A 23787-nucleotide genomic window follows, 5' to 3' on the forward strand; every position below is an offset into this window, starting at 1 on the left:
TCAGAACCGATCTGTGGTGGTTGGAACGGAGGGGGAGGCAGCTGAGGCGTGGAAAGAAGCGTCCGACGGCGGCGCGAAGCCGGCGCCAAGGAGCCCCATCGCATCGATGAGGTGCTGGCGAAGAACCGCCAGGGACTCCGCCGAGAGATCCGGGCCGCGAGCGGCGAACCAGACGGTCATGGCGGCCTTGCCGCAAGAGATGACTGAACCAGCCAGAGCATGGACATAGAGCTCACTGATGCCGGCGCCGAGCCTGCTGCGGGCGGCGTCAATGATCTGCTCGGTGCAGTGCTCCCAGGCTTCAAGTTCGGAGCGGGCCAGTTGGCGGTTGTCGTGGGTCAGGCTGAAGAGTTCGGCCATGGGTGCCACGGACATGGGATCGGCTAGCGCCATGAGGGCTGCTTGCGCGGATTCGAGAATCGACTCATCTGCCGGACGCAGCCGAAACTGCTCCAAGGCGTGGTCCATGAAGCCGTCGGCTACGGATGCCAAGGCGGCCTCGAGGCTGGGGAAGTAGTTGAAGAAGGTTCGCCGTGAGACTCCGGCGCTGGCTGCGATGTCTTCCACGGTGAAATTGCCGGACCCGTTGCTACGCAAAAGGTCCAAGGCTGCGGAAGCGATGGAGCTGCGGGTGGCCGCCTTGTTGAGTTCGCGCCGCGAAGGGGCGGCGGGCTCGGAAGGGGACGGTTCCGCAGCGGCTTCCTGGGTGCTGGTTTGAGTCACATCATTACACTAAGTGCAAGTTTGCACTCTGCGCAATTTGAGCCGAGTGGGCATGTGAAAAGTCCCGCCCTTGTTCGTCACTGCCACCCTTTGAACGGGGAGGAGGGCGAACCAGAGCGGGACTCGGAAACGTGAGCCTAGAACTGAGCCGGGGGCGCGGGCGGAGCGGGGGGAGTCGGCTGGCTCTGCTGCTGCGCGGCCGATTTGGTCAGGTAGACAGACTGGCCCGTGGCTCCAGGCTCGCCCTCTCCCAACGGCAGGACGTACACGGCGGTTCCGTATGCACAGACTTCGGTCCAGTTGGTCCCCATCTCAGAGGTGTCGAACCGCATGGCGACGATGGCATTGGCGCCACGTTGCTGCGCTTCATTGACCATGCGTGCCATAACTTCCTGGCGGCTTTCATAGAGTGCCTTGGTCATTTCGGGCAGTTCGCCGCCGCCGAGGGAGCGGAAGCCGGCCAGCATTTGCGAGCCGATGTCCCGTGAGCGGACGGTGAGGCCCATGACTTCGCCGAAGACGGCGTCGATCCGGTGGCCCGGGATTTCATTGGAAGTGACGATCAACATGGTCCGAGCCTATCCAGAGTTGGCCCCTTTAACGGGGAAATCCCCCGGGGAGAACTCCCCGGGGGATTTGCGCCGTTCCAAAGAGACGGAAACTAGGCCTTGGACTCGGCCAGTTCGCGCTCGTTGCTTTCAGCTGCTGCCTTGTCCGCTGCGTACTCATCGGCGAACACAGCACCGTTGCGGGGTGCGTTGTACAGTGACTCGTCCAGGATGCCCTGACGCTTCGCGACGATTGCGGGGACCAATGCCTGGCCAGCCACGTTGACGGCGGTGCGGCCCATATCCAGAATGGGGTCGATAGCCAGCAGAAGGCCGACGCCGGCCAGCGGCAGTCCCAACGTGGACAGGGTCAGCGTGAGCATGACGACGGCGCCGGTGGTACCTGCCGTAGCGGCCGAACCCAGGACCGAGACCAGAACGATCAGCAGGTACTGGCTGAAGTCCAGGTTGATGCCGAAGAACTGTGCCACGAAGATGGCTGCAATGGCCGGGTAGATTGCTGCGCAACCGTCCATCTTGGTGGTGGCGCCCAGCGGCACGGCGAAGGAAGCATAGCCGGAAGGGACGCCGAGGTTCCGTTCAGTGACGCGCTGCGTGAGCGGCAGCGTGCCGATCGAAGAACGGGAAACGAACGCCAGCTGCACGGCCGGCCACACGCCGGAGAAGTACTGCTTGATGGACAGGCCGTGAATGCGGACCAGTATGGGGTAGAGGACGAACAGCACCAGAGCCAGCCCGATGTAGATGGCGGCGGTGAACTTGCCCAAAGAGCCGATGGTGTCCCAGCCGTAGATGGCCACGGCGTTACCGATCAGGCCTACCGTGCCCAGCGGAGCAAGGCGGATGATCCACCACAGGACCTTCTGGATGACGGCCAGAGCTGAAGCGTTGAACGTCAGGAAGGCCTCAGCCTGCTTGCCAACCTTGAGTGCGGCAACGCCGACGGCGATCGCGACCACCAGGATCTGGAGCACGTTGAAGTTGACCGCGGTGCTGACGGTGGTGGCAGCATTGGCGCTCTCGGTCACAGTGGAGCTGGCGCCAAGTCCCAGGAAGTTCTTCGGGAAGAGGCCGATCAGGAACGCCCACCAGTCACCGGTCTTGCCGGCGTACTTGGCTTCTTCGGTGATGCCGGTTGCCGCGCCCGGCTGCAGGAGCACGCCCAGGCCGATGCCGATCAGCACCGATACCAGTGAGGTGATGGCGAACCAGAGCAGTGTGTTCCATGCGAGGCGCGCGGCGTTGGACACCTGGCGCAGGTTGGCGATGGAGCTCACCACGGCGGTGAAAATCAAAGGAACGACGGCGGTCTGCAGCAAGGAGACGTAGCTGGAGCCGATCGTCTGGAGAGTAGCCCCCAGGCCGTTTGGGGCGGCCTTGGTGCTGCCCGTGTACTTGGCGATGAGGCCGAGGATGAGGCCCACAATGAGGGCTGCGATGATCTGGACGCCGAAGGAACCGGCCCACTTGGGGAGCCGGAAGCCGCTCTTGCCAGCTGCTGGGGAAGTGTTGGTTGAGGTGCTCACCGGAACACGTTAGGTGCATGGCCAATAACATAGCGAACGGACGTTGAGAAATGTTACGTGCGCAAAAGTTATTCCCGCAGCTTTGTGACGTTGGTCTCACGGGGTGCTTGGGGGGCTTGCGTGCCACCGACAGTAAGTCGTGCGCGAGGAAGGTTGCCCATGATCTACCAGTGCTCAGGAGGTTCGGGTTCCGTCCGTCTCGCGAGGTCTCGCAGTAACCCTCCGGGCGGCCAACCCGGTTTTCCACAATCATTTCTCTGTTTGTTGGATTTATTGGTTGGTGTTGGTAGTTCGGGGGCAGTTGAGGCAGCTCCTTCGCCATATGAAATGAACTGTAGAGTCTGTTCGAGAATTCAGATGTGATTGAGAGCCGCTCGGAGGAAAACCATTGACGGAGAATCTTGCATTGCCAGTTCTCTATGACCGCATGATCGAGCGTGGCATGGTGGATCTGGAACCTTGGGAACTTCTACGCCGAGCAAAGCAGGCGCAGCGAATGAAACACGCAGACGAGGTTTTCCCTGGCTGGAACCTGATTCCTTTTGCCTGCAAGTCCGATAACGATGATGTGGCCTGCTGGACCGGAAAGAACGTCGTGGTCGTCGATGACTACGACGTGATGCGGGACGCAACTGGGGCGGCCGTACGGCACCAGGCAGCGGAATACCATTCGATGGACGAGTGGCTGATTGCGGCAGTACGGGATTTCATAGAGTTTGACTGAACCACCGTCGCGGCACACCGAGTGCCCCCAGCCTCTGGCCGGAGGCACTCAAGCCGAGTCAGCCCAGCAACGCCCGGCGCAGCACGTCCAAACCAACCGAGCCGATGTTGAGCGCCTTGCTGTGGAAGGACTTGAGATCGAAGCCTTCACGGGACTCCAGCTCGGCACGGATCTGCTCCCACAGACGCTGCCCCACCTTGTAGGACGGAGCTTGTCCCGGCCAGCCCAGGTAGCGGGTGAATTCGAACTGAAGCTGGCCTTCGCTGATGTCGAGGTTGGCTTTGAGGAAGTCGAAGCCCTTCTCCGGTGTCCAAGTGCCGGTGCCCCAGCGTTCGGCGACGGGCAGTTCCAAGTGCACGCCGATGTCGAACACTACGCGGGCTGCCCGCATTCGCTGGCCATCCAGCATGCCCATGTGGTCGCCCGGGTCCTTGAGGTAGCCCAGTTCCAGCATGAGCTGCTCCGCGTAGAGCGCCCAGCCTTCACCGTGGCCGGAGACCCAGCAGACATTGCGGCGCCAGTTGTTCAAGAGTTCCCGGCGGTAGGTTGCCGTGGCGACTTGGAGGTGGTGGCCGGGCACGCCTTCGTGGAAAACGGTGGTGGTTTCGGACCACGTGGTGAAGGTGTCTTCGCCTGCCGGCACTGACCACCACATACGTCCAGGTCGGGAGAAGTCGTCGGAAGGGCCGGTGTAGTAGATGCCGCCTTCGTCGGTGGGGGCGATCATGCACTCAAGAGTCTTCATGACGTCAGGGATGTCGAAGTGGACATCGGCCAGTTCGGACACGGCCCGGTCGGAGAGTTCCTGCATCCAGGCTTTCAAGGCGTCTGTGCCCTTGATCTGGCGTGCGGGATCGTTGTTGAGGATGCTCTTGGCTTCTTCGATCGATGCACCGGGTTTGATCTGGTTGGCGATCTTCTCCTGCTCGCCGATGAGCCTCTCGAGCTCCTGGACGCCCCAAGCGTAGGTCTCTTCCAGATCTACTTCGGCGCCAACGAATGAACGCGAGGCCAGCGCGTAGCGTTCGCGCCCGACTGCGTCCTTCTCCGGTGCCAGGGGCAGGAGTTCGTCCCGAAGGAATCCACCCAAGGCGCTGTACGCAGAACGCGCGGCCGCAGACCCGGCGTCGAGCTTTGACTGAACCTCGGACGGCAGCGGCGAGCCATCAAGCGCAGCGTTGGCGGCCATTTTGGCGAAGAAACCATCCTCAGCGGCGTAGCGGCCGGTCTGCTCGATGACGATCCGGACTTGGCGGGCGGCGGCGACTTTTCCGTCGGCAGCAGCGGACCGAAGGGATGCGATGTAGCCCTCAACAGCCCCGGGAACATTGGCCGCGCGGCCGGCGATGTGCTCCCAGTGCTCCACAGTATCGGTGGGCATGAGGTCAAAAATGGCGCGAATGTCCTGGGCGGGGGAGGCAATGTTGTTCAGATCGGCGAGGTCCCAACCCGACTCGTGGATCTCAAGTTCCAGGCCGAGCCGCTCGCGCATGGCGTCGAGGGTAACGGCGTCCACATCATCAGACGGCTCAAGACCTGCCAGGGCATCCAAGGCCAACTTTGTGGCCTCCGCATGGGCCTCAGCGCCGGCAGGGGAGTAGTCCTGGTATTCGGTTTCGTGTCCCGGCAGGCCCAGCGTGGTGGCGAAGCTGGGATTGAGTTCGATCAACTTTTCTGTGTACGCATCAGCGACGGCATCGATGGCGGACTTCGGGCGTACAGGAGTGTTTGCAGTAGTCACCCACAGAGCCTAGCCGCGACCCCGCTTACGTGAAAGGGTTGTTGAACTTTTCTACGTGAGCGAAAACTAGCCGCGGCTGCGCTTCCAGGCACCCGGACCCGGGGACGGGTCCAGCCGCAGCTGCTGGCGACGCACCCAATGCCGGACGTTCGGCTTGGCTGCGTCAGCCTCCTGCTGCGTACCGAGCGAAACCACGACGGCGGCAATCGCCGCGAGCTCTTCCGCTGTCGGTTCGCCCTTGACCACCGAGAACAGCGGCTCAATGGGCGCGGCGTCCGGCGCCGAATCGGCGCGGTGCTTCGGCATGCTCACAGCGGGATGTTTCCGTGCTTCTTGGTGGGCAGGCTTGCGCGCTTGTCGCGGAGGGCCCGGAGGCCCCGGATGATCTGGAGGCGAGTGTCGGACGGAGCGATGACTGCGTCCACGTAGCCCAGCTGCGCTGCCTGGTACGGGTTGAGGAGTTCTTCCTCGTAACCCTGGATGATCTCGGCGCGCTTGGCCTCGACATCACCGCCGGCTTCGGCAACAGCAGCGAGATCGCGACGGTAAAGGATATTCACGGCGCCCTGGGCGCCCATGACGCCGATCTGGGCGGTGGGCCAGGCGAGGTTCAGGTCTGCGCCCAACTTCTTGGAGCCCATCACGATGTACGCGCCACCGTAGGCCTTGCGGGTGATCACGGTGAGCTTGGGGACCGTTGCTTCGGCGTAGGCGTACAGGAGCTTCGCGCCACGGCGGATGATGCCCTGGAACTCCTGGTCCTTGCCGGGCAGGAAGCCGGGGACGTCCACCAGCGTGATGATGGGAACGTTGAACGCGTCGCAATGGCGTACAAAGCGGGCTGCCTTTTCAGAGGCGGAGATGTCCAGGGTTCCGGCAAACTGCATGGGCTGGTTGGCCACGATGCCCACGGTGTGTCCCTCAACGCGGCCGTAGCCGATCATCACGTTGGGGGCGTACAGGGACTGCATTTCCAGGAAGTGCGCGTCGTCCACGATCTGCTCAATGACTTTGCGCATGTCGTACGGCTGGTTGGCGGAATCGGGAATCAGCCCGTCCAAGGCGAGGTCGTCGTCGTTGAGTTCCAGTTCCTGGTCGTGCTCCACTACGGGGGCCTCGGACAGGTTGTTGGAGGGGAGGAAGTCCAGGAGTTCGCGGACGAATTCGATCGCGTCTGCTTCGTCGGAGGCAAGGTAGGTGGATGTTCCGGTGGTGGCATTGTGCTGGCGGGCACCACCAAGGGTCTCCATGTCCACATCTTCGCCAGTGACAGTCTTGATGACGTCCGGGCCGGTGATGAACATGTGGGACGTCTTGTCCACCATCACCACATAATCGGTCAGTGCGGGTGAGTAGGCGGCGCCGCCGGCGCACGGACCCATGATGAGGGAGATCTGCGGGACCACACCGGATGCGTGGACGTTGTTGCGGAAAATGTCCGCGAACATGGCCAGGGAAGCGACGCCTTCCTGGATACGCGCGCCGCCGCCGTCGTTGATGCCGACAACGGGGCAGCCGTTGCGGAGGGCAAACTCCTGGACCTTGACGATCTTCTCGCCGTTGACCTGGCTCAGGGAGCCGCCATAGACGCTGAAGTCCTGGCTGTAGATCGCGATGAGGCGGCCATCCACGGTTCCGTATCCGGAGACCACGCCGTCACCGAGCGGCTTCTTCTTTTCCATGCCAAAGGCCGTGGAGCGGTGCACTGCCAGGGCGTCGAACTCGACGAACGATCCGGGATCAACCAAGAGGTCGATGCGTTCGCGGGCCGTGTTCTTGCCCCGTGCGTGCTGCTTCTCTATCGCTTCCGGGCCGGAAGGTTGCTCTGCACGGGCCTGGCGGTCGCGGAAGTCGGCAATCTTTCCCGCTGTCGTTGTCAGATCGTGGCTCATCAAGTGTCTCCGGCTCTGTAGCTGATTTTCGCTGGCGCAGTTCGGTGTTGTTCCCGAAGCTTAAGTAGCTTCCGTACAAAGAACAGGCCCCGCAAGCCAGTCTAGTGACGCCTTTGCGGCGAACCGCTGTAGAAACCCTACAATTTTCCGCGTCCAAGCCAAAGCCATCACTATGTTACCCGCCAGTAACATAGTTGCGTTAGAGTGTCCCCATGACTTCAAGCAACGACGCTTCCCGCGCACTTTCGCAGGCTGATACTCCCTACGTGGCCGCCGGTTCGCTCATGGGCCGGACCATCCTCATGTCCGGCGGCAGCCGGGGCATCGGCTTGGCCATCGCCACCCGCGCGGCCCGCGATGGTGCCAATATCGTGCTCATGGCCAAGACGGGGGACCCCCATCCCAAACTCGAAGGCACAGTTTTCAGCGCAGCGGATCAACTGGTCGCAGCCGGCGGCCAGGCGCTGCCGCTCGTCGGGGACGTCCGCAATGATGACGACGTCGCCGCGGCTGTAGCCGCCGCCGTCGAGCGCTTCGGAGGGATCGACGTCGTGGTCAACAACGCCTCGGCGATTGATTTGTCCCGCACCGATGCCGTTGACATGAAGCGCTACGACCTCATGCAGGACATCAACGTCCGTGGAACGTTCCTGCTTTCCAAGCTCGCGTTGCCGGCGCTCAGGGAATCCAGCCACGCCCACATCCTCACGCTGTCTCCGCCGCTGAACCTGGACCCCAAATGGGCCGGCATGCATCTGGCCTACACCATGGCCAAGTACGGGATGAGCCTGACCACCCTGGGGCTGGCCGAAGAGCTCAAGAACGACGGCGTGTCGGTCAACTCGCTCTGGCCCTGCACGCTCATCGACACTGCCGCGATCCGGAACATGCCCGGCGGGCAGCAAATAGTGCAGGCAGCACGCGGCCCCGAAATCATGGCCGACGCAGCGCATGCTGTCCTGACAGGTACGGGGGCAACGGGCAAGTTCTTCACCGATGAAGAGGTCCTGCGCGCAGCTGGTGTTTCGGACTTTTCGCCGTACAGCCTGGGCGCGCCCGAAGACCGCCTGGTTCCGGACATTTTTCTCTAGGCGGATTCCCAGCCGCTTTTCTGGGCCGTGGGCCATACCGGACCGCCGCAACTGGATAGGATTCAGCTATGGATGCCGAACAGCCAGACAGCAGCGAACCCCACCTCCCAGCCGCCGGTGCTGAGCGGCCTGCCTTGGACCGTGAATCGTTGCTGCAGCCGGACTTCTTGTCGGCCACAGGCATTTCGCAGTTGACCGTCGTCCAGTCCACCGGGTCCACCAACCAGGACCTGGTCCGGGCAGTCAGCGTTGAGCCCAAAAAGTGGTCTGACCTTTCCGTTCTCACCGCCGAACACCAAACGGCGGCGCGTGGACGGCTGGACCGGCACTGGGAATCGCCCGAACGATCCGCGGTATCGGTATCCATGGTCCTCCGCCCTGTTACAGCGGAGGGCATGCCGGTGCCCACACAGAGTTATTCGTGGCTGTCCCTTCTTGCTGCGGTCGCCTTGCGCGAGGCTTTGCAGGAAACAGCCGGGGTGACAGCCGATATCAAGTGGCCCAACGACGTCCTGGTCAACGGCCGCAAGATCGCGGGCATCCTCGCGCAGATGACTGCCGTTGGCGATGGCTCAGTTCCCGCGGTGGTCCTCGGCGTGGGCCTCAACGTGACGTTGGCCGAGGAAGAGCTGCCGGTCAAGACCGCAACGTCACTGGCCTTGGAAGGGGCCACGACGACGGACCGCACCGCGCTGCTGAAAAGCTACCTGTCCCGCTTCGCGCGGCTTTACCGCAGCTTCTGCAATTCCGAAGGGGACCCGGCCGCAGGGTTGGCCGGGGGACCCTCACTGCACAAGCGGGTGGAATCAGCCATGGTCACGCTTGGCCGGGAAGTACGGGCTCACTTGCCCGGAGATCACGAGCTTGTGGGCCACGCTTCGAGGCTGGACGAGCACGGCTCCTTGCTGGTGGTGGACCACGGCGGCAGGGAACATGTTGTGACGGCTGGTGATGTGGTGCACCTTCGCGCCACAGAAAGCGGTTATGCGTAAAGAGCTGCTTCCGGGGGAGCAGGTCATCACCATCACGCGCCAACAGGCCCGCTCACTGTTCTTTCCGGTGCTTGCCTTCCTGGTAGCACCGGCCCTCACGGGCTATGCCTGCGCCTGGCTTGTGAAAGGAAATGCCCAGCGCGTGGCACCGTTCATTACAGTGGAATGGACGCCATGGCTGATTGGCCTGTGTTTGGTACTCGCAGCATGGTTGTTGCTGGCTTACAGTCTGCGCCGGGTCATGCGCTGGAACTCCGTCCGCTACATCCTGACGAGCAGGCGGATACTTGCCAAATACGGAATGTTTCGACGCCGGGACTGGCAGGTGTCGCTCATGGCGGTCCGCAATGTGGGAGTCCATCAGAGCATGCTCCAACGGACATTGCGCTCCGGGAATATATCCTTGGATACCGGGCACTCCGGAACGGCCATCTTGGCGGATGTTCCGGACGTCGCGAAATTCCGGGGGTTCATTCTTGACGCGATGGACGAACTCCCGCAAGGTGAGGTTTTTGAGGGCCAAGTATTGACGGACTATGACCAGTTGCCGTGGGAGCTGAGAGAAGGTGGAAGAGATGAGCGTTGAGGATCAGCAGTCCGGCGAGGACTTGGACCAGGAGTTCGACGCCGTCCCCGAACCTTCAGTGGACGAGGACACCGATGCGGGGCCTGCTCCGGTTGCGGTGCAGGCCGGCCCGCCCACCGGCGTCTTGTCCGCCGAGCGCCTGGCCATCAAAGCATTGGAATCAAAGCTGCTGGGCGGCGAACGTAAGCTTCGTCGTCGTGAAGTTGCCGCAGGGGCAGGCGTATCCATTCTGTCCGCCCGCAAAATCTGGCGTGCCCTGGGATTCCCGAACTTCGGCGACGAAGACGTTGCCTTTACGGAACGGGATCAAGCGGCCCTGTCCACCATCCTGGACCTTGTCCGGGCCGGAGTCCTGACCGAGGAAGCCGCCATTTCCGTCACCCGGTCCATCGGGCAGATGACAGACCGCATGGTGGTCTGGCAGATCGAAGCCTTGGTGGAAGACATGGTGTCGGAGCAGGGTATTCCGGATGCAGTGGCCCGTAAGCAACTGGTAGGGCAGCTGCCCGGCCTGGTGGACTCGCTCGAAGAGATCCTGGTCTACTCCTACCGCCGTCAACTCAACGCAGGTGTGCAACGCCTGGCGGTTCGCGCCGAAGCCGGGTTGCAGGCCAGTGAGGAAGGCCGCGAGGGCGACGAAGACGATTCGCCGTTGCCCCTGGCCCGGGCCGTGGGCTTCGCCGACCTCGTCTCGTACACCAGCCTCTCGCGCCGCATGAATGAGAAGACCCTCGCGCAGTTGGTACAGCGCTTTGAGAACAAGTGCGCAGAAATTATCTCCGTGGGCGGCGGCCGGCTGGTCAAGACGGTGGGAGACGAAGTCCTCTACATCGCCGAGACACCCGCAGCCGGGGCCGAGATCTCCTTGGCGTTGGCCCAAGCCTTCACCGAGGACGAGATTCTGCCGCAATGCCGCGTCTCCATGGTTTGGGGCCGCATCCTGTCCAGGCTCGGCGACATTTACGGACCCACCGTCAACCTCGCTGCCAGGCTGACCACCCTGGCCCAGCCCGGCACGGTTCTGGTGGATGCCATGACCGCCGCTGCGCTGGGGCAAGATGACAGGTTCGTCCTGGTTCCGCAGAAGTCGGAGAATGTTCGCGGCTTCGGCGAAATCCATCCCGTGATGCTGGCCCGTGGCCGCGGCAAGGGACTGGTGCTGGACTAGGACTCTGCAGTCCTCTGCAGTCCTCTGCAGGCCTCCGCTGACAGCCCGCCTTCCAAGGCGCACGCTCTCTCACATCCCTCGGGCTAAAGCCGAACGCTCGCTCACTTTCTTCAGGAAAGTGAGCGAGCGTTCGGCTTTAAGGGGTGTTACGTGAGCGGGCGTTCGGGGTGCGATTCACGTCACGACTTAGCTAATCGATGGAGTAACCCGGTAGGCTGTGGGGTGATTGTGTCGTGTTTCGCCGTGGGGGTCGGCGCCGGCTGCTTCGTGCTGCCTGAACTGTGGGGGAATGTGGGATGGCTCTGCCTGATGGGTCCGGAAAACGCCGTGCCAACAACCGCCGGCGTAAGGTCATCGCTGCTACTGCCTTCACTGCCGCAGCGGCTGTCCTGGTAACAGGTGCCATCATCTACCCGGGGTTCAAGACCACCGAGGTGGAACTGAACGACGGCGGCGTCTGGGTGGTCAGTAAGACCAAGAATGCGGCCGGCCGCCTGAATTACCCTTCCAAATCGTTGGACGGCGCAGTGACTCCAGCCAGCACCAACTTCGACATCCTTCAGCAGGCCGGCGATATTTTCATCGATGACGCGGATGGCGGGACCATCAACCCCATCAGCGCCGCCAACATGCGCCTGGGTGGCGACCAAAAACTTCCGGGCTCCGCAGAGGTGAGCTTCGGCAACAAAGTACTGGCTGTCACTGACCCGTCCAAGGGCAAGGTCTGGGCCGTTTCGCCCACCTCCATCGGCGGTTTCAGCGACGAATCGGAACCCTTGTTCGAGCAGTCGCCCGGCGTTGTTTCGGTGGTGGGTGTTGATGACACCATCCACACACTGGACCCGAAAACAGGAACACTGACGGCAACAAAGGTGGACCTCGACGGGAAGGCCGTAGATTCACAGGTCCGGAGCGACGACGCTTTGAAGGCCGACGGCGAAGTCCAGTTGGCAACCGTGGGCGACAAAGCAGTGGTACTGAACGCAACCACCGGCGACATCGTGCTGCCCGGGGGCAACAGAGTACACCTGGACGACGCACGCGAAGCCAAGCTGCAGCAGAGCGGCCCGGCCGCCGACTTCATTGCCATCGCCACACCGAAGGCACTGCTCCTGCAGCCCCTCGACGGCGGAACCGCCAAGACAGTCCAAACGGACGGCCAGGGTATTCCGGCGGCGCCGGTCCATCTGGGATCCTGCACGTACGCCGCGTGGTCCGGTGCCAACAAGTACGTCCGGGAATGCACCAACGAGGCAGATAACAGGCGCTCCGACGTTCCCAAGGCGAGTGCGTCGCCGTCGTACGTTTTCCGTGTCAACCGCGATCTCGTGGTGCTGAACGACGTCAACTCCGGCAACGTCTGGATGGTCAACCAGAACATGCAGTTGGTCAACAACTGGGATGACGTCATCCCGCCCCAACAGACCTCGGACGACGCCGAGAAGGACTCTGCGGACGAAGTCCAGCAGACAGTCCTTCCGGACCGCAGCAAACCCAACACCGTGCCGGTGGCCAAACCCGATGCCTTCGGGGTCAGGGCCGGAAAGACGACTGTCCTGCCCGTCCTGGACAACGACGCCGATGCCGACGGCGACGTCCTCACGGTCAGCGCCAGCGAGCCACTGAAATCCGGCGCATTGTCCGCCGTCTACGGCGGCACCGGCTTCCAGGTCGCAGTCCCCGTCGGAACCACGGGCTCAGAAACCTTCAAGTATTCGGTGGACGACGGCCGTGGCGGTACGGGCGGCGCGGACGTCGATCTGCGGGTCGTGCCCGCAGAGGAAAACAACGCGCCGCAGCCCAAGCCCAACCGGAACAACGCCTTGGTGGTCCAGTCCGGGAAGATCGCCAGCCAGTTTGTCCTCACCGATTGGTTGGACCCCGACGGCGATGACATCTTCGCCGTCGCCGTCTCTAGCAGCGATCCCGCGGACCAGGTCCGGGTCCGGCCGGACGGCTTGCTCACCTTCCAGGACTCGGGAGCGGGACCGGGCCGCAAAACCCTGACTGTCAGTGTCTCGGACGGGTCGCTGACCACCCAAGGGCAGATCAGCGTTGATGTTCGTGCTCCCGGCGCGTTGCCGCCTATCGCGAACGCTGACCACGTGGTTGCGGTGGCGGGCCAGGATACGGTGATCGCGCCGCTCAAAAACGACACCGACCCCCAGGGCGGCACTTTGAGGCTTGCGCAGGCACAGCCGGATCCGCAGTCAACCGCTGTGGTGGGTCCGGACCAGCAGACGTTCATTTTCAACTCGACGTCGGTGGGTCCTCACTATGTGACGTACATGGTGACCAACGGACCGGCGAGTGCCCAGCAACTGGTGCGGGTGGACGTCGTGTCCGGAAACAGCGACGGCGCACCGGTGGCGGTCCGCGATATTGCGCTCCTCCCCAGCGGCGGCAGCACCGTGGTTGACGTGTTGGGCAACGACTCGGACCCCAGTGGGGGCGTCCTGGTGGTCCAATCGGTTACGGCGGCTGACGGGCTCCCGGTATCGGTCGCGGTCCTTGACCATTCGGTCATCAAGATCACCGACATCCGGGCCCAAGGGCAGCTCTCGTTGAAATACACCATTTCCAATGGCAAGGCGTCGGCAACCGGGGATATTTCAGTCCAGGTTGTGCCGGCGCCCACCAAACTTCAGGCACCCCAGGCCAAGCCGGACGAGGTATCCGTGCGTGCCGGCGACGTCGTGACCATCCCGGTCCTGGACAACGACACGGACCCCAATAGCGGAGAGCTCACCCTCGACCCCGTCCTGGCGCAGCAGCCGGACGAGGCCGCCGGCAGGATCTTCAGTGCGGGGAACACCCTGCGCTATATCGCGGGCGAGGAACCCGCCACCGTCTACGCGATCTACAAGGTCAGCAACGCCTCGGGCCAAACTGACTCGCAGCAGGTCACCATCCGCATCCGCGCCCGCGACGACGCCACCAACACCCGGCCCGAGCCGCGGAACCTGACAGCCCGGGTAGTTGCCGGGATGACGGTGAAAATTCCTGTTCCACTGGACGGCATCGACGCCGATGGCGACTCAGTGCAGCTCATCGGAATCGACAAAGCTCCCGAGCTGGGGACAGCCATCCTGCGGGACGGATATTTGGAGTTCACAGCCGGGGGCACGTCCGCCGGTACCGACACTTTCAGCTACCGCGTGCGGGACCGCATCGGTGCTGAGAACACCGGCACTGTGATCGTGGGCATTGCGCCGGCCGAAGCCGATAACCAGAAACCCATCGCCGTGGACGACGTCATTGATGTCCGGCCCGGCCGACGGGTCGCCGTGAACGCGCTGAAAAACGACTCAGACCCCGACGGCGACCCCATCGGTTTAGTGGCGACGTTCGAGGCCAACCCGGAACTCCAGGTTGAAGCGGCCGCAGGAAAGGTGGTGCTGACGGCCCCAGGTGTTACCGGGACGGAAAGCATCAGCTACCGGATCCAGGACGATAAGACGGCAGAAGCTGCCGCTGTCATCCGCGTCCAGACCAGTCCGACGGCGCCGCTGCACGCTCCTGTGGCGGTGGACGATCGGATCACGCTCGCGGAGACCCTGGGCAAGACGGCCGTTGACGTTCCGGTGCTGAAAAACGACTCAGATCCCGACGGCGTTGCCGAAGACCTCACCATCTCCCTGCCGGACGCAAACCCGAATGCGCGAGTGGGGACTGCCGGCAACGTGGTGGTGACGCTGCTGCCCCAAGACCAGTTGATTCCCTACACCGTCACGGACATCGATGGGCAGTCAGCCACCGCGGTCATGTGGATTCCCGGTCAGGGACTCCAGTACCCCACGCTTTCCACCACGGACATTGTGGAGGTCACCGCGGGGGAGGAGATCACGCTGGCCCTCCAGGATCATGTCAAGGTCAGGGATGGCCGCCAGCCCCGCATCACGGTCGCGGACAAGATCCGCGTCCTGGGTGGCGACTCCTCCAATGTCATTGTGGGCGACGGTACCGCGCTGAGGTATGCGGCCCAGCCTGAGTACGTGGGGCCCGGGTCCATCACCTTCGAAGTGACCGACGGCAGTGGTCCGGACGATGCCGAAGGCTTGAAGTCCACTCTGACCATCCAGACCAAGGTGCTCCCGAACCCCAATGCCAATCACGCCCCCACCTTCAGCGGTGCTGCGATTGATGCCCCCAAGGGGGACACGACGGAGCTGGATCTGGCCAATCTCGCCGCAGACGTTGATGAACAGGACCAAGGTAAACTCACCTTCAGCGTGGACGGTGACCTGCCCGGCGGATTCGACGCGCGGGTGGAGGGCACGGTCCTGAAAATCACCCCTGGCGGTTCACTCAATCCCGGAGCCCGAGGCACCGTCCCGCTCAAGGTCACCGACGGCCGCTCCGAGCCGGTGAAGGCAGCCGTCACAGTCTCGGTGGTCTCCTCCAACCGGCCGAAACCGGCAGCCAACGACGACGTGGTGGACAAAGCAAACGCCGGCAAGCCCGAAACCATCAACGTGTTGGGCAACGACTTCAATCCCTTCAGCGAACCCTTGACCGTGGTGTCTGCTGTGGTCGAAACAGGTTCCGCGTCAGGTGAGCCGGCCATTGGCGGCGACTCCATTACGGTGACGCCCGCCGACGGCTTCAAGGGGGTCCTGGTAGTCAGATACACCATCAAGGACAAGACCGATGATCCCAGCCGCCAAGCCGTGGGCCGCGTCCGGATCACCGTGCGGGACAAGCCCGACGCTCCTTCGGCGCCAGTGGCTACCGACGTCCGCAGCAAGACAGCCGTGCTCAAGTGGGCGCCGCCGTCGGACAATGGCGCGGCCATCACCAAGTACACCGTGAAGGCTGCCGGGTTCCAGCAGGAATGCCCCACCACCACCTGCACCCTCACCGGGCTCACCAACAACGTCAAGTACGTTTTCACCGTGGTTGCCACCAACGAGGTAGGCGAATCCCAGCCCTCCGTGCCCTCCAATGAGATCACTCCGGATGAAAAGCCGTCGCCCCCTGACGTCCCGACGGTCAAGGCCGGCGACAAGGACCTGGCGATCACGTGGACCCCTGCCAAAACCGAGGGTTCACCGGTGAAGCACTACAACCTGGAGATCTCCCCGCCGCCGGCCAACGGAATCGCGGTCAAGAACGAGGTCACTGGCCTCAGCTACACCTGGCCCGGCCTGACCAACGGTGTGAAGTACAAGGTCCGCGCCCAAGCCGTCAATGACCTTGGCCCTTCAGATTGGGGGCTGTATTCAGCCGAGGACCACCCTGCCGGTATCCCCGCAACACCGGCGCCGCCGAGCACCACTGTGGTGTCAGCTGTTGGTTCGCAGAACCAGCTCCGCGTCGACTGGGCAGAACCGGACATCAATGGCGACCCCATCAAGAATTACTACGTCACCATGAGCGGCGGCAGCGGGGCTACCCAGACGCAAACCATTCCCGGGAACGTCCGGACGGCCACCTTCAAGGTGTCCACCAACGAATCGGCGTACACGTTCACCGTCCAGGCCGAGAACAAAGCAGGCAAGGGCCTGGTCAGCGCGGCTTCACCGCCGCGCAGGGCCACGGGAAAGCTGGGTACCGTCCAAAACGTCAGCGCGACGCCGGCCAATACCGGCGCCGCTGGTGGCCAGCTCACCATTAACTTCAGTGCGCTCGGCGACACCCAGCGCAACGGTTCCAAGGCCAACGAAGTCAGCTACACCTACTCCGCAGGTGGACGCTCCGGTGCCATCCAGCCCGGGCAGACGGTAGGAGGCTTCGCCAACGGCCAGGCCACAAGCGTTACGGTCACGGCGCACTCCACAGTGGCGCCCAGTTCTGATGCCAGTGCCGCCGCTACCGCGACGCCGTTCGGGTCACCGGGGACGCCGTCGGCGTCGGGGTCCAACGGTGCCGTGAACCAGAAATCGGTGACCTTCAATTGGTCGTCACCATCGGCAACCACCAATGACGTCAAGACAACGAAGATCAGTATCGACAACGGTGGCTGGGAGACCGTGGGTGCCTCCGGCAGCCGGACCATCAATACGGCCGGCTGGGAAGAGACGCACAGCATCGCCGTGCAGACCTTCAACTCGCTGGGAACCGGGGGCCCCGTGGCGTCGGCCAGCGCTAAGTCGGGACGCCAGGGGGAGTGGACCACCACTATGAACCCTGGAGCGGTTGTGCGGTCGTGCAGTTATGCCTTGGGCAGCGCGAGTTACAGGGAATCGGACAGAACCTGCGACGGCAAGGGTGGCAACCAGCCACCTTGGTTCTACTCGGCTGATCAAGGACCGCTGGTTGTGCGTTGTTACATTGACCAGTCGGATCATGTCGTTGGCATGTTCCGTTGGTGGCGGATCGAATCGGGTTCTTACCGCAACGTTGGCCGGTACATCATCGCAGGTCACACCAACCTTCCAGACCCCGCGGGCATCGGAGCGCCCCCGTGCTGACCGTTGCAAAGGTTAAGCGCGGGGCACTTCTCCCCATCGCGCGGGCAGTGCTTAAGGCCGTAGTCTGTCAAAGCCAATGGATAGCCCGGTCTCGGGTTTCCTCGATTGGACGTGGGGTGCGTGGGATAGTCTTAGGGACTGAAAATTCCGCCGCCGTATGGGGGTACTGCGGAATGCACGGCTGCCGGCATGTGTCGGTCGGCCCGGACGCCGCTGGGGGGCGGCTGTATATCAAGGGAATTTTGGGGCTGTGAGAAATTTCTTCGGCAAGATGAGGCTGACAAGGCGTCAAAACAAAAAGTTCATAGCGGGAACTGCTGCCACCGCAGCGGGTGCGTTGTTGATCACCGGGGCTGTGCTGTACCCGGGATTCAAGACCACCGAGGTGGACTTGAACGACGGCGGCGTCTGGGTTGTGAGCAAAACCAAGAACGCCGTGGGCCGGTTGAACTACCCGTCGCGTGTTCTCGATGGTGCTGTGACTCCGGCAACCACCACCTTTGATGTCCTGCAGCATGACGGCAACGTCTTTGTCGACGACGAATCCGGTTCCACCATCAACCAGGTCTCTGCAGCGAACCTGAAGCTCGGCGGCGATAAGCAACTGCCGTCGTCGTCGCAAGTCAGCTATGGTTCCACCGTCCTTTCGGTGACCGACCCCGCCCGCGGCAAGGTGTGGGCGTTGTCGCCCTCCACGGTCAACGGGTTCGATGAAGAAGGTACCGAGCCTGTCCTGACAGGGGACCAAGGCATGGTCTCCGCAGTAGGCGCCGACAACCGCATCTACACAGCGGATCCGGGCAAGGGCGAGATCACCGTCACCACGGTGGACGCCAATGGTGAGCGGACAGACTCCCAGGTCACCAAGGTGGATGAGCTCAAAGGCGCCGGCGACCTTCAGATCGCCGTCGTGGGGGACAAGCCTGTTGTCCTTGATGCGGGTTCCGGCAACCTGTTCCTGCCCGGCGGACGCAAGCTCCAGTTGCAGGACGCCCGTGAAGCCAAGCTCCAGCAGAGCGGCGAGGACAGCAGCTTTGTTGCCATCGCCACCCGCAAGGCCCTCCTGAAGCAGCCCCTGGACGGATCCACCGCCGCAACAGTCAATGCCGACGGCGAAGGCGTCCCCGCCGCACCTGTGCAGGTCAGCAAGTGCGTCCACGCTGCCTGGTCCGGTGCCAACAAGTACGTCCGCGACTGCGAGAACGACGCGGACGACAAGAAGAACGACGTCCCCAAAGCCAGTGCCTCGCCCAGTTATGTCTTCCGCGTCAACCGCGACCTCGTAGTCCTCAACGACGTGAACTCGGGAAGCGTGTGGCTGGTCAACCAGAACATGCAGCTTGTCAACAACTGGGACGATGTTGTCCCGCCCAAGAACCAGTCCGATGACCAAGACCAGGAGTCCGCGGACAATAACACCATCAATGTCCTTCCGGACCGCACCAAGCCCAACCGTGCGCCGGAAACCAAGCCCGACGAGTTCGGTGTCCGGCCGGGCCGGACCTCCATCCTCAGCATCCTGGACAATGATTCAGACCCCGACGGCGATGTCCTCACCGCTGCGGTAGGCGCCAACGGACCCAAATCCGGGGCGCTGGAGAACATCTACGGTGGTTCAGCGTTCCAGATCAAGGTCCCCGCTGACGCCAAGCCGGGCACGGAAACCTTCGACTACAACGCCTCGGACGGACGCGGCTTGTCCGCCGGCGGACAGGTCACGCTGCGCGTCGTGGCTCCGGAGGAAAACAAGCCTCCCTTCTTCAAACGCGGCGAGCCCACCACCATGCTGGTGGAGCAGGGCAAGTCCGTCAGCCAGAACATCCTGACCGACTGGATGGATCCTGACGGCGACGACCTCGTCCTCCTGGACGCCAAGACGGACAACGACCAGGACCAGGTCAAGGTCCGTCGCGATGGCCTGCTCACGTACCAGGACTCTGGTGCAGCACCGGGCAAGAAAAACGTCACCATCACGGTGTGGGATGGCCGTGCCACCACCACAGGCCGGATCGTGGTCAACGTCCAGCCGCCCGGAGCGCTTGCCCCCGTAGTCAACGCAGACCATGTCACAGCGGTGGTTGGCCAGGACCTGGTCATCGCACCGTTGAAGAACGACGTCGACCCCAATGGCGGTGCCCTGCGGGTAGCGCACGTCGAGGCCGCAGGACCGGCGGAGCTGGGTCCAGTGACCGACGGCGGTACGTTCACCTTCCGGAGCACCACACCGGGCCCGATCTACTTGACATACATCGCCAGCAACGGCCCGCAAAGCAGCCAGGGCCTCATCCGCGTGGACGTGGAATCCGGCAAGGACGCTGGAGCGCCCGTTGCGGTCCACGACGTCGCACTGCTCCCTGTGGGTGGCAGCGTGCTGGTTGATCCCTTGGCAAACGACTCCGATCCTTCCGGCGGCGTGCTGGTCCTCCAGTCCGTCACCGTCCCGGACGGCTCGTCCGCTTCGGTCAGCGTGATCGACCACAGCGTACTGCGCGTTACCGACGTGCTCGGTGCGAAAGAGCCGTTCGTTTTCAGCTACACCATGTCCAACGGCCGCGGCTCGGCCACAGGCACCGTGGGCGTCGTCCCGGTGCCGGCCCCCGCCGTCGTCGAGGCCCCCCAGCCGAAACCCGACGAAGTTAATGTCCGCGTCAACGACGTCGTGACCATTCCGGTCCTTGACAACGACACGCACCCGCAGGGTGAAGAACTGTCTGTGGATCCCGTTTTGGCGCAGAGCATCCCTGAAGAAGACGGCAAGGCCTTCGTCTCCGAGAAGACCCTGCGCTTCATCGCCGGCCCCACACCCAAGACCGTCCGTGCCATCTACAACGCGGTGGACCCGCAGGGCCAGAAGAGCGCCGCGGCCGTCACCATCCACATCCTGCCGCTGGAAGGCGCGCAGAACTCACGTCCGCAGCCGCAGAACCTGACCGCACGCGTGGTGGCCGGCGGCAGTGTCCGGATCCCGGTGCCGCTGGACGGCATCGACCCCGACGGCGACTCGGTCCAGCTCACCGGCATCGACAGCACACCCACCATGGGAACCGCGACGGCGGGCAGCAGCTTCATCGATTTCGTCGCCGCTGGTGATGGTGCGGGAACCGACACGTTCCGCTACAAGGTGATCGACCGTCAAGGTGCGGTCAACACCGGAACGGTGACTGTCGGCGTCGCGCCCCGTGGTGAAGACAACCAGAAGCCTGCCCCGGTGGACGACGAAGTGCAGGTCCGTCCTGGACGTCAGATCGCCGTGGATGCTACCGCCAATGACACCGATCCCGACGGCGACATCATCCGCATCCTGACGGACAGCATCGAAGCCGACGCAGGCCTCGAAGCCCAGGTCAGCAAGACCAGCGGACGCGTCCTGGTCACCGCTCCGGCCGCCGAGGGTACGGTCAACGTCCGTTACTCCGTGGCTGACGACAGGGACGCCGTGGGCCAAGCCAGCATCAGGGTGAACGTCAAGAACGACATTCCCCTGCAAGCTCCCATCGCCCGCGATGACCGCGTTACGTCAGCCCAAACGCTGGGCAAGACCGCCGTGGACGTTCCAGTCCTCAAAAACGACGAGGATCCTGACGGCGTGGGGGAGAACCTCAAGGTCACCACGGGCCTGGAAACGGCCCGTCCGGGCTCTGAAGGCAACGTCGTGGTGGACCTCACCGAGCAGCCGCAACTTGTGCCCTACACCGTTGAGGATGTGGACGGCCAGAAGTCCACGGCCATCATCTGGGTTCCGGGCATCGGGCAGCAGGTTCCGACGCTCGCCAAGGATGAAGTGGTGGAGATGGTTTCAGGCCAGTCCGTCACCGTTAACCTGGCCGAATGGGTCAAGGTCCGCGAGGGTAAGTCGCCGCGGCTGACCCAGGCGGACCGCATCAAACTCATCGGTGCCGACGGCAGCGACCCCGTAGCCGGCAATGGAACGGCCCTGAAATACACGGCCGGCGCTGAATACGTTGGTCCCGGTTCCATCAGCTTCGAAGTCACTGACGGAAGCGGACCCGACGACCCCAACGGACTGAAGTCGACACTGAGCATCCGGACCAAGGTGCTGCCGGATCCGAACAAGAACAACCCGCCGGTGCTGCTGGGCAGCGACGTGGACGTTCCCAAGGGTGACTCGGCCAGCCTGGACTTGGAAAAGCTCGCGTCCGATCCCGATTCCGATGACGTCCAGAACATGAAGTACGAGTTGGCCGGCGCAGCACCTGGTGGATTCAAGGTGAGCATCGACGGCAAGACCCTGAAGGTCTCCGCCGAGGACTCGGTGCAGATCGGACAAGGCGGCACGGTCCAAGTGAAGGCGAAGGATCCCCGTGGACTTGAAGCGGTTGCGACCTACAAACTCTCACTGACCGCCTCCAACCGACCCAAACCGGTGGCCAACGACGACCTTGAACCGGATGCCGAATCAGGGAAGCCGGTCACCGTCAATGCGTTGGCGAACGACTCCAACCCGTTCCCGGATACGCCGCTGAAGATCATCTCAGCGGTAACAGAGACGGGCGAAGGCACGGCAGAGGCAAGCGGCGGAAACGTGACCGTCACGCCGTCGTCGGGCTTCACCGGGACCATGGTTGTCGCCTACGTCGTAGGCGATAAGACGGGCGAAACCTCCCGCTACGCCACGGCCCGCATCCGCCTCACCGTCAAGGACAAGCCCGCCGCGCCCACCACGCCTCTGGCTCAAAGCGTGGGCGACCAGACAGCGTTGCTGACGTGGAACGCGCCGGCTGATCGTGGCTCACCCATCACCAAGTACACGGTGTACGGGGAGAACGGCTTCAAGCAGGACTGCCCCGCGAATACGTGTACGTTGACCGGGCTGACCAACAACGTGAAGTACCACTTTGCCGTCACCGCCACCAATGCGATCAATGAATCCGAGCGTTCTCCGGTGTCCGCCGAGGTGCGTCCGGACGTCAAGCCTGATACCCCGATTGCTCCCACACTGAAGTTTGGTGACAAGCAACTTTCGGTTGCCTGGGTTCCCCCGGCCAGCAAGGGCTCGCCCATCAAGTCCTACGATCTTGAGATCTCGCCGGCTCCGGCCGGGCAGAATCCCCAGATCCAGAACCTGACGGGGAACAGCCACGTGTGGACCGGGCTTACGAACGGCGTGGCCTACAAGGTCCGCGTCCTGGCCCGGAACGACGCCAAGGAACCGTCCGAATGGAGCCCCTACTCTGCGGCGGAAACTCCCGCTGGTGTGCCGGCGACGCCTGCCGCGCCTTCGGTGTCCGGCGCTGGGTCGGTTGGTGACCAAAGCCAACTCCAGGTCAGCTGGGCCGCGCCGAACAACAACGGCGACGCCGTGTCCGCCTACACGTTGACCACATATCGGGGCGGGGCCGTGGTGACCACGCAGTCAGTGGGGGCAACCTCGCAAAACGTCACGGTTGCCAACAGTGAAGCTGACTACACCTTTACTGTCGCGGCAACGAACAAGGCCGGCGTCAGCGGTGTCAGCCAGCAGTCAGCGGCCATCCGCGCTGCGGGCAAGCCAGGCATCGTAGCTGCGCCCACGGCAGCCCTGATGGAGACCAACGCGGCCGGTGGCAAGATCCGCGTGGCCTTCAACCCGCTGTCACAGAAGGAACGCAACGGGGCCAACGCCAACGAGATCAGCTACCGGTATGCCCTGACGTCCGGCGCCAGCAGCGGAGCGATCCCCGCCGGCGGTGGCGTTATCGCGGCACCGAACGGCCAGGACACGGCCGTGGTGGTGTGGGCAGTATCTTCACGAAACCCCACACCTGGCGACAGGAGTGCCGCATCAAACACCGTGAACCCCTATGGGCTTGCGGCGGCGCCGACTGTTACCGGAAGCAAGAGCAGCGGAGTCGGCGACAAGACGGTGTCCTGGACGTGGAACCAGCCCAGCGGCAACGGCAGGCCGGTTACGGGCTACCAGTACAGCTTCGAGGGCGGTGCGTGGACTGACACCGGGCAGCGGAGTTTCTCCACGACCGTGGGCTTCAGCGAAACAAAAACGCTGAGAGTCCGCGCCATCAGTGGTGGCCAGGCGGGCAACGTCGGAAGCGACACGTCCCGGAGCGGATCTGCGCCACCGCCGCCGGAGCCGACGTCACAGATACAGGTGGATGCCGGCAGCGTGCGGACATGCCCCGGTAAGCCCGGTCAGACGGACAGCTACACACCCGGCAGCCCTGCGAAATGTGGTGTGGGCTGGGTGGAACGCTCCTGGGGCAAGATCACCGTCAACTGCACCAAGGACATCTACGGTAACGGCACCCCGTGGTACAGGCTCCAGGGTTCGGCCAAGGATGGCTGGTACGTGAAGTCCACCACTGTGGATCTCTACGGACCGCGTCCCGGAGGCTGCTAGGCCCATG

13 protein-coding genes are annotated in these 23787 nt (G+C 63.3%); 7 read left to right on the forward strand and 6 right to left on the reverse strand.

Translation table 11 applies throughout. The annotated features are described in order from the left end of the window. The 3 genes from RQH14_RS16850 to RQH14_RS16860 form a co-directional block, all read right to left on the reverse strand. Positions 1 to 723, reverse strand: coding sequence for a TetR family transcriptional regulator (locus RQH14_RS16850; RefSeq protein WP_311214303.1), 723 nt, complete (start codon positions 721 to 723; stop codon positions 1 to 3). A gap of 137 nt (positions 724 to 860) precedes the next feature. After that, positions 861 to 1292, reverse strand: a complete 432-nt coding sequence (locus RQH14_RS16855; RefSeq protein ID WP_311214304.1) for a YbjQ family protein — start codon at positions 1290 to 1292, stop codon at positions 861 to 863. Positions 1293 to 1384: 92 nt separating this feature from the next. Beyond that, positions 1385 to 2818, reverse strand: a complete 1434-nt coding sequence (locus RQH14_RS16860) for a dicarboxylate/amino acid:cation symporter (RefSeq protein ID WP_311214305.1) — start codon at positions 2816 to 2818, stop codon at positions 1385 to 1387. A gap of 388 nt (positions 2819 to 3206) precedes the next feature. Here RQH14_RS16860 and RQH14_RS16865 point away from each other — a divergent pair, with 388 nt between their 5' ends. Next, positions 3207 to 3542 carry a hypothetical protein gene (locus RQH14_RS16865; protein WP_311214306.1) on the forward strand — a complete coding sequence of 112 codons (336 nt, stop codon included), beginning with the start codon at positions 3207 to 3209 and terminating at the stop codon, positions 3540 to 3542. Between the two features lie 58 nt (positions 3543 to 3600). Here RQH14_RS16865 and RQH14_RS16870 read toward each other — a convergent pair whose 3' ends face one another. The 3 genes from RQH14_RS16870 to RQH14_RS16880 all read right to left on the reverse strand — a co-directional run bounded on the left by RQH14_RS16870 (position 3601) and on the right by RQH14_RS16880 (position 7175). Then, entirely contained in the window at positions 3601 to 5283 is a 1683-nt protein-coding gene (locus tag RQH14_RS16870) for a DUF885 domain-containing protein (protein ID WP_311214307.1), read from the reverse strand. 66 nt (positions 5284 to 5349) lie between these two features. Beyond that, the gene (locus tag RQH14_RS16875) at positions 5350 to 5589 is read right to left on the reverse strand and encodes an acyl-CoA carboxylase subunit epsilon (RefSeq protein WP_311214369.1); all 240 of its coding nucleotides are present in this window, start codon (positions 5587 to 5589) and stop codon (positions 5350 to 5352) included. Positions 5590 to 5591: 2 nt separating this feature from the next. Next, on the reverse strand, positions 5592 to 7175 hold the full coding sequence (locus RQH14_RS16880) for an acyl-CoA carboxylase subunit beta (protein ID WP_105693983.1): 1584 nt from the start codon (positions 7173 to 7175) through the stop codon (positions 5592 to 5594). Positions 7176 to 7387: 212 nt separating this feature from the next. On the opposite strand from RQH14_RS16880, the gene RQH14_RS16885 reads away from it, so the two are divergent. The 6 genes from RQH14_RS16885 to RQH14_RS16910 all read left to right on the forward strand — a co-directional run bounded on the left by RQH14_RS16885 (position 7388) and on the right by RQH14_RS16910 (position 23780). Then, complete coding sequence (locus RQH14_RS16885; RefSeq protein ID WP_311214308.1) at positions 7388 to 8266, forward strand: NAD(P)-dependent oxidoreductase; 879 nt, start codon at positions 7388 to 7390, stop codon at positions 8264 to 8266. 68 nt (positions 8267 to 8334) lie between these two features. After that, entirely contained in the window at positions 8335 to 9258 is a 924-nt protein-coding gene (locus RQH14_RS16890) for a biotin--[acetyl-CoA-carboxylase] ligase (protein WP_311214309.1), read from the forward strand. Then, entirely contained in the window at positions 9251 to 9844 is a 594-nt protein-coding gene (locus RQH14_RS16895; RefSeq protein ID WP_311214310.1) for a PH domain-containing protein, read from the forward strand. Before RQH14_RS16890 ends, RQH14_RS16895 begins: the two co-directional genes overlap by 8 nt. Then, on the forward strand, positions 9834 to 11012 hold the full coding sequence (locus tag RQH14_RS16900) for an adenylate/guanylate cyclase domain-containing protein (protein ID WP_311214311.1): 1179 nt from the start codon (positions 9834 to 9836) through the stop codon (positions 11010 to 11012). Before RQH14_RS16895 ends, RQH14_RS16900 begins: the two co-directional genes overlap by 11 nt. 296 nt (positions 11013 to 11308) lie before the next feature. Further along, positions 11309 to 17425 carry an Ig-like domain-containing protein gene (locus tag RQH14_RS16905; RefSeq protein WP_311214312.1) on the forward strand — a complete coding sequence of 2039 codons (6117 nt, stop codon included), beginning with the start codon at positions 11309 to 11311 and terminating at the stop codon, positions 17423 to 17425. Between the two features lie 157 nt (positions 17426 to 17582). Further along, a complete protein-coding gene (locus RQH14_RS16910; protein ID WP_311214313.1) occupies positions 17583 to 23780 on the forward strand; it encodes an Ig-like domain-containing protein in 6198 nt (2065 codons plus the stop codon). Positions 23781 to 23787 lie beyond the last annotated feature (7 nt).

It is taken from the genome of Arthrobacter sp. WCS2018Hpa-7, assembly GCF_031843805.1.
Lineage (GTDB): Bacteria > Actinomycetota > Actinomycetes > Actinomycetales > Micrococcaceae > Arthrobacter.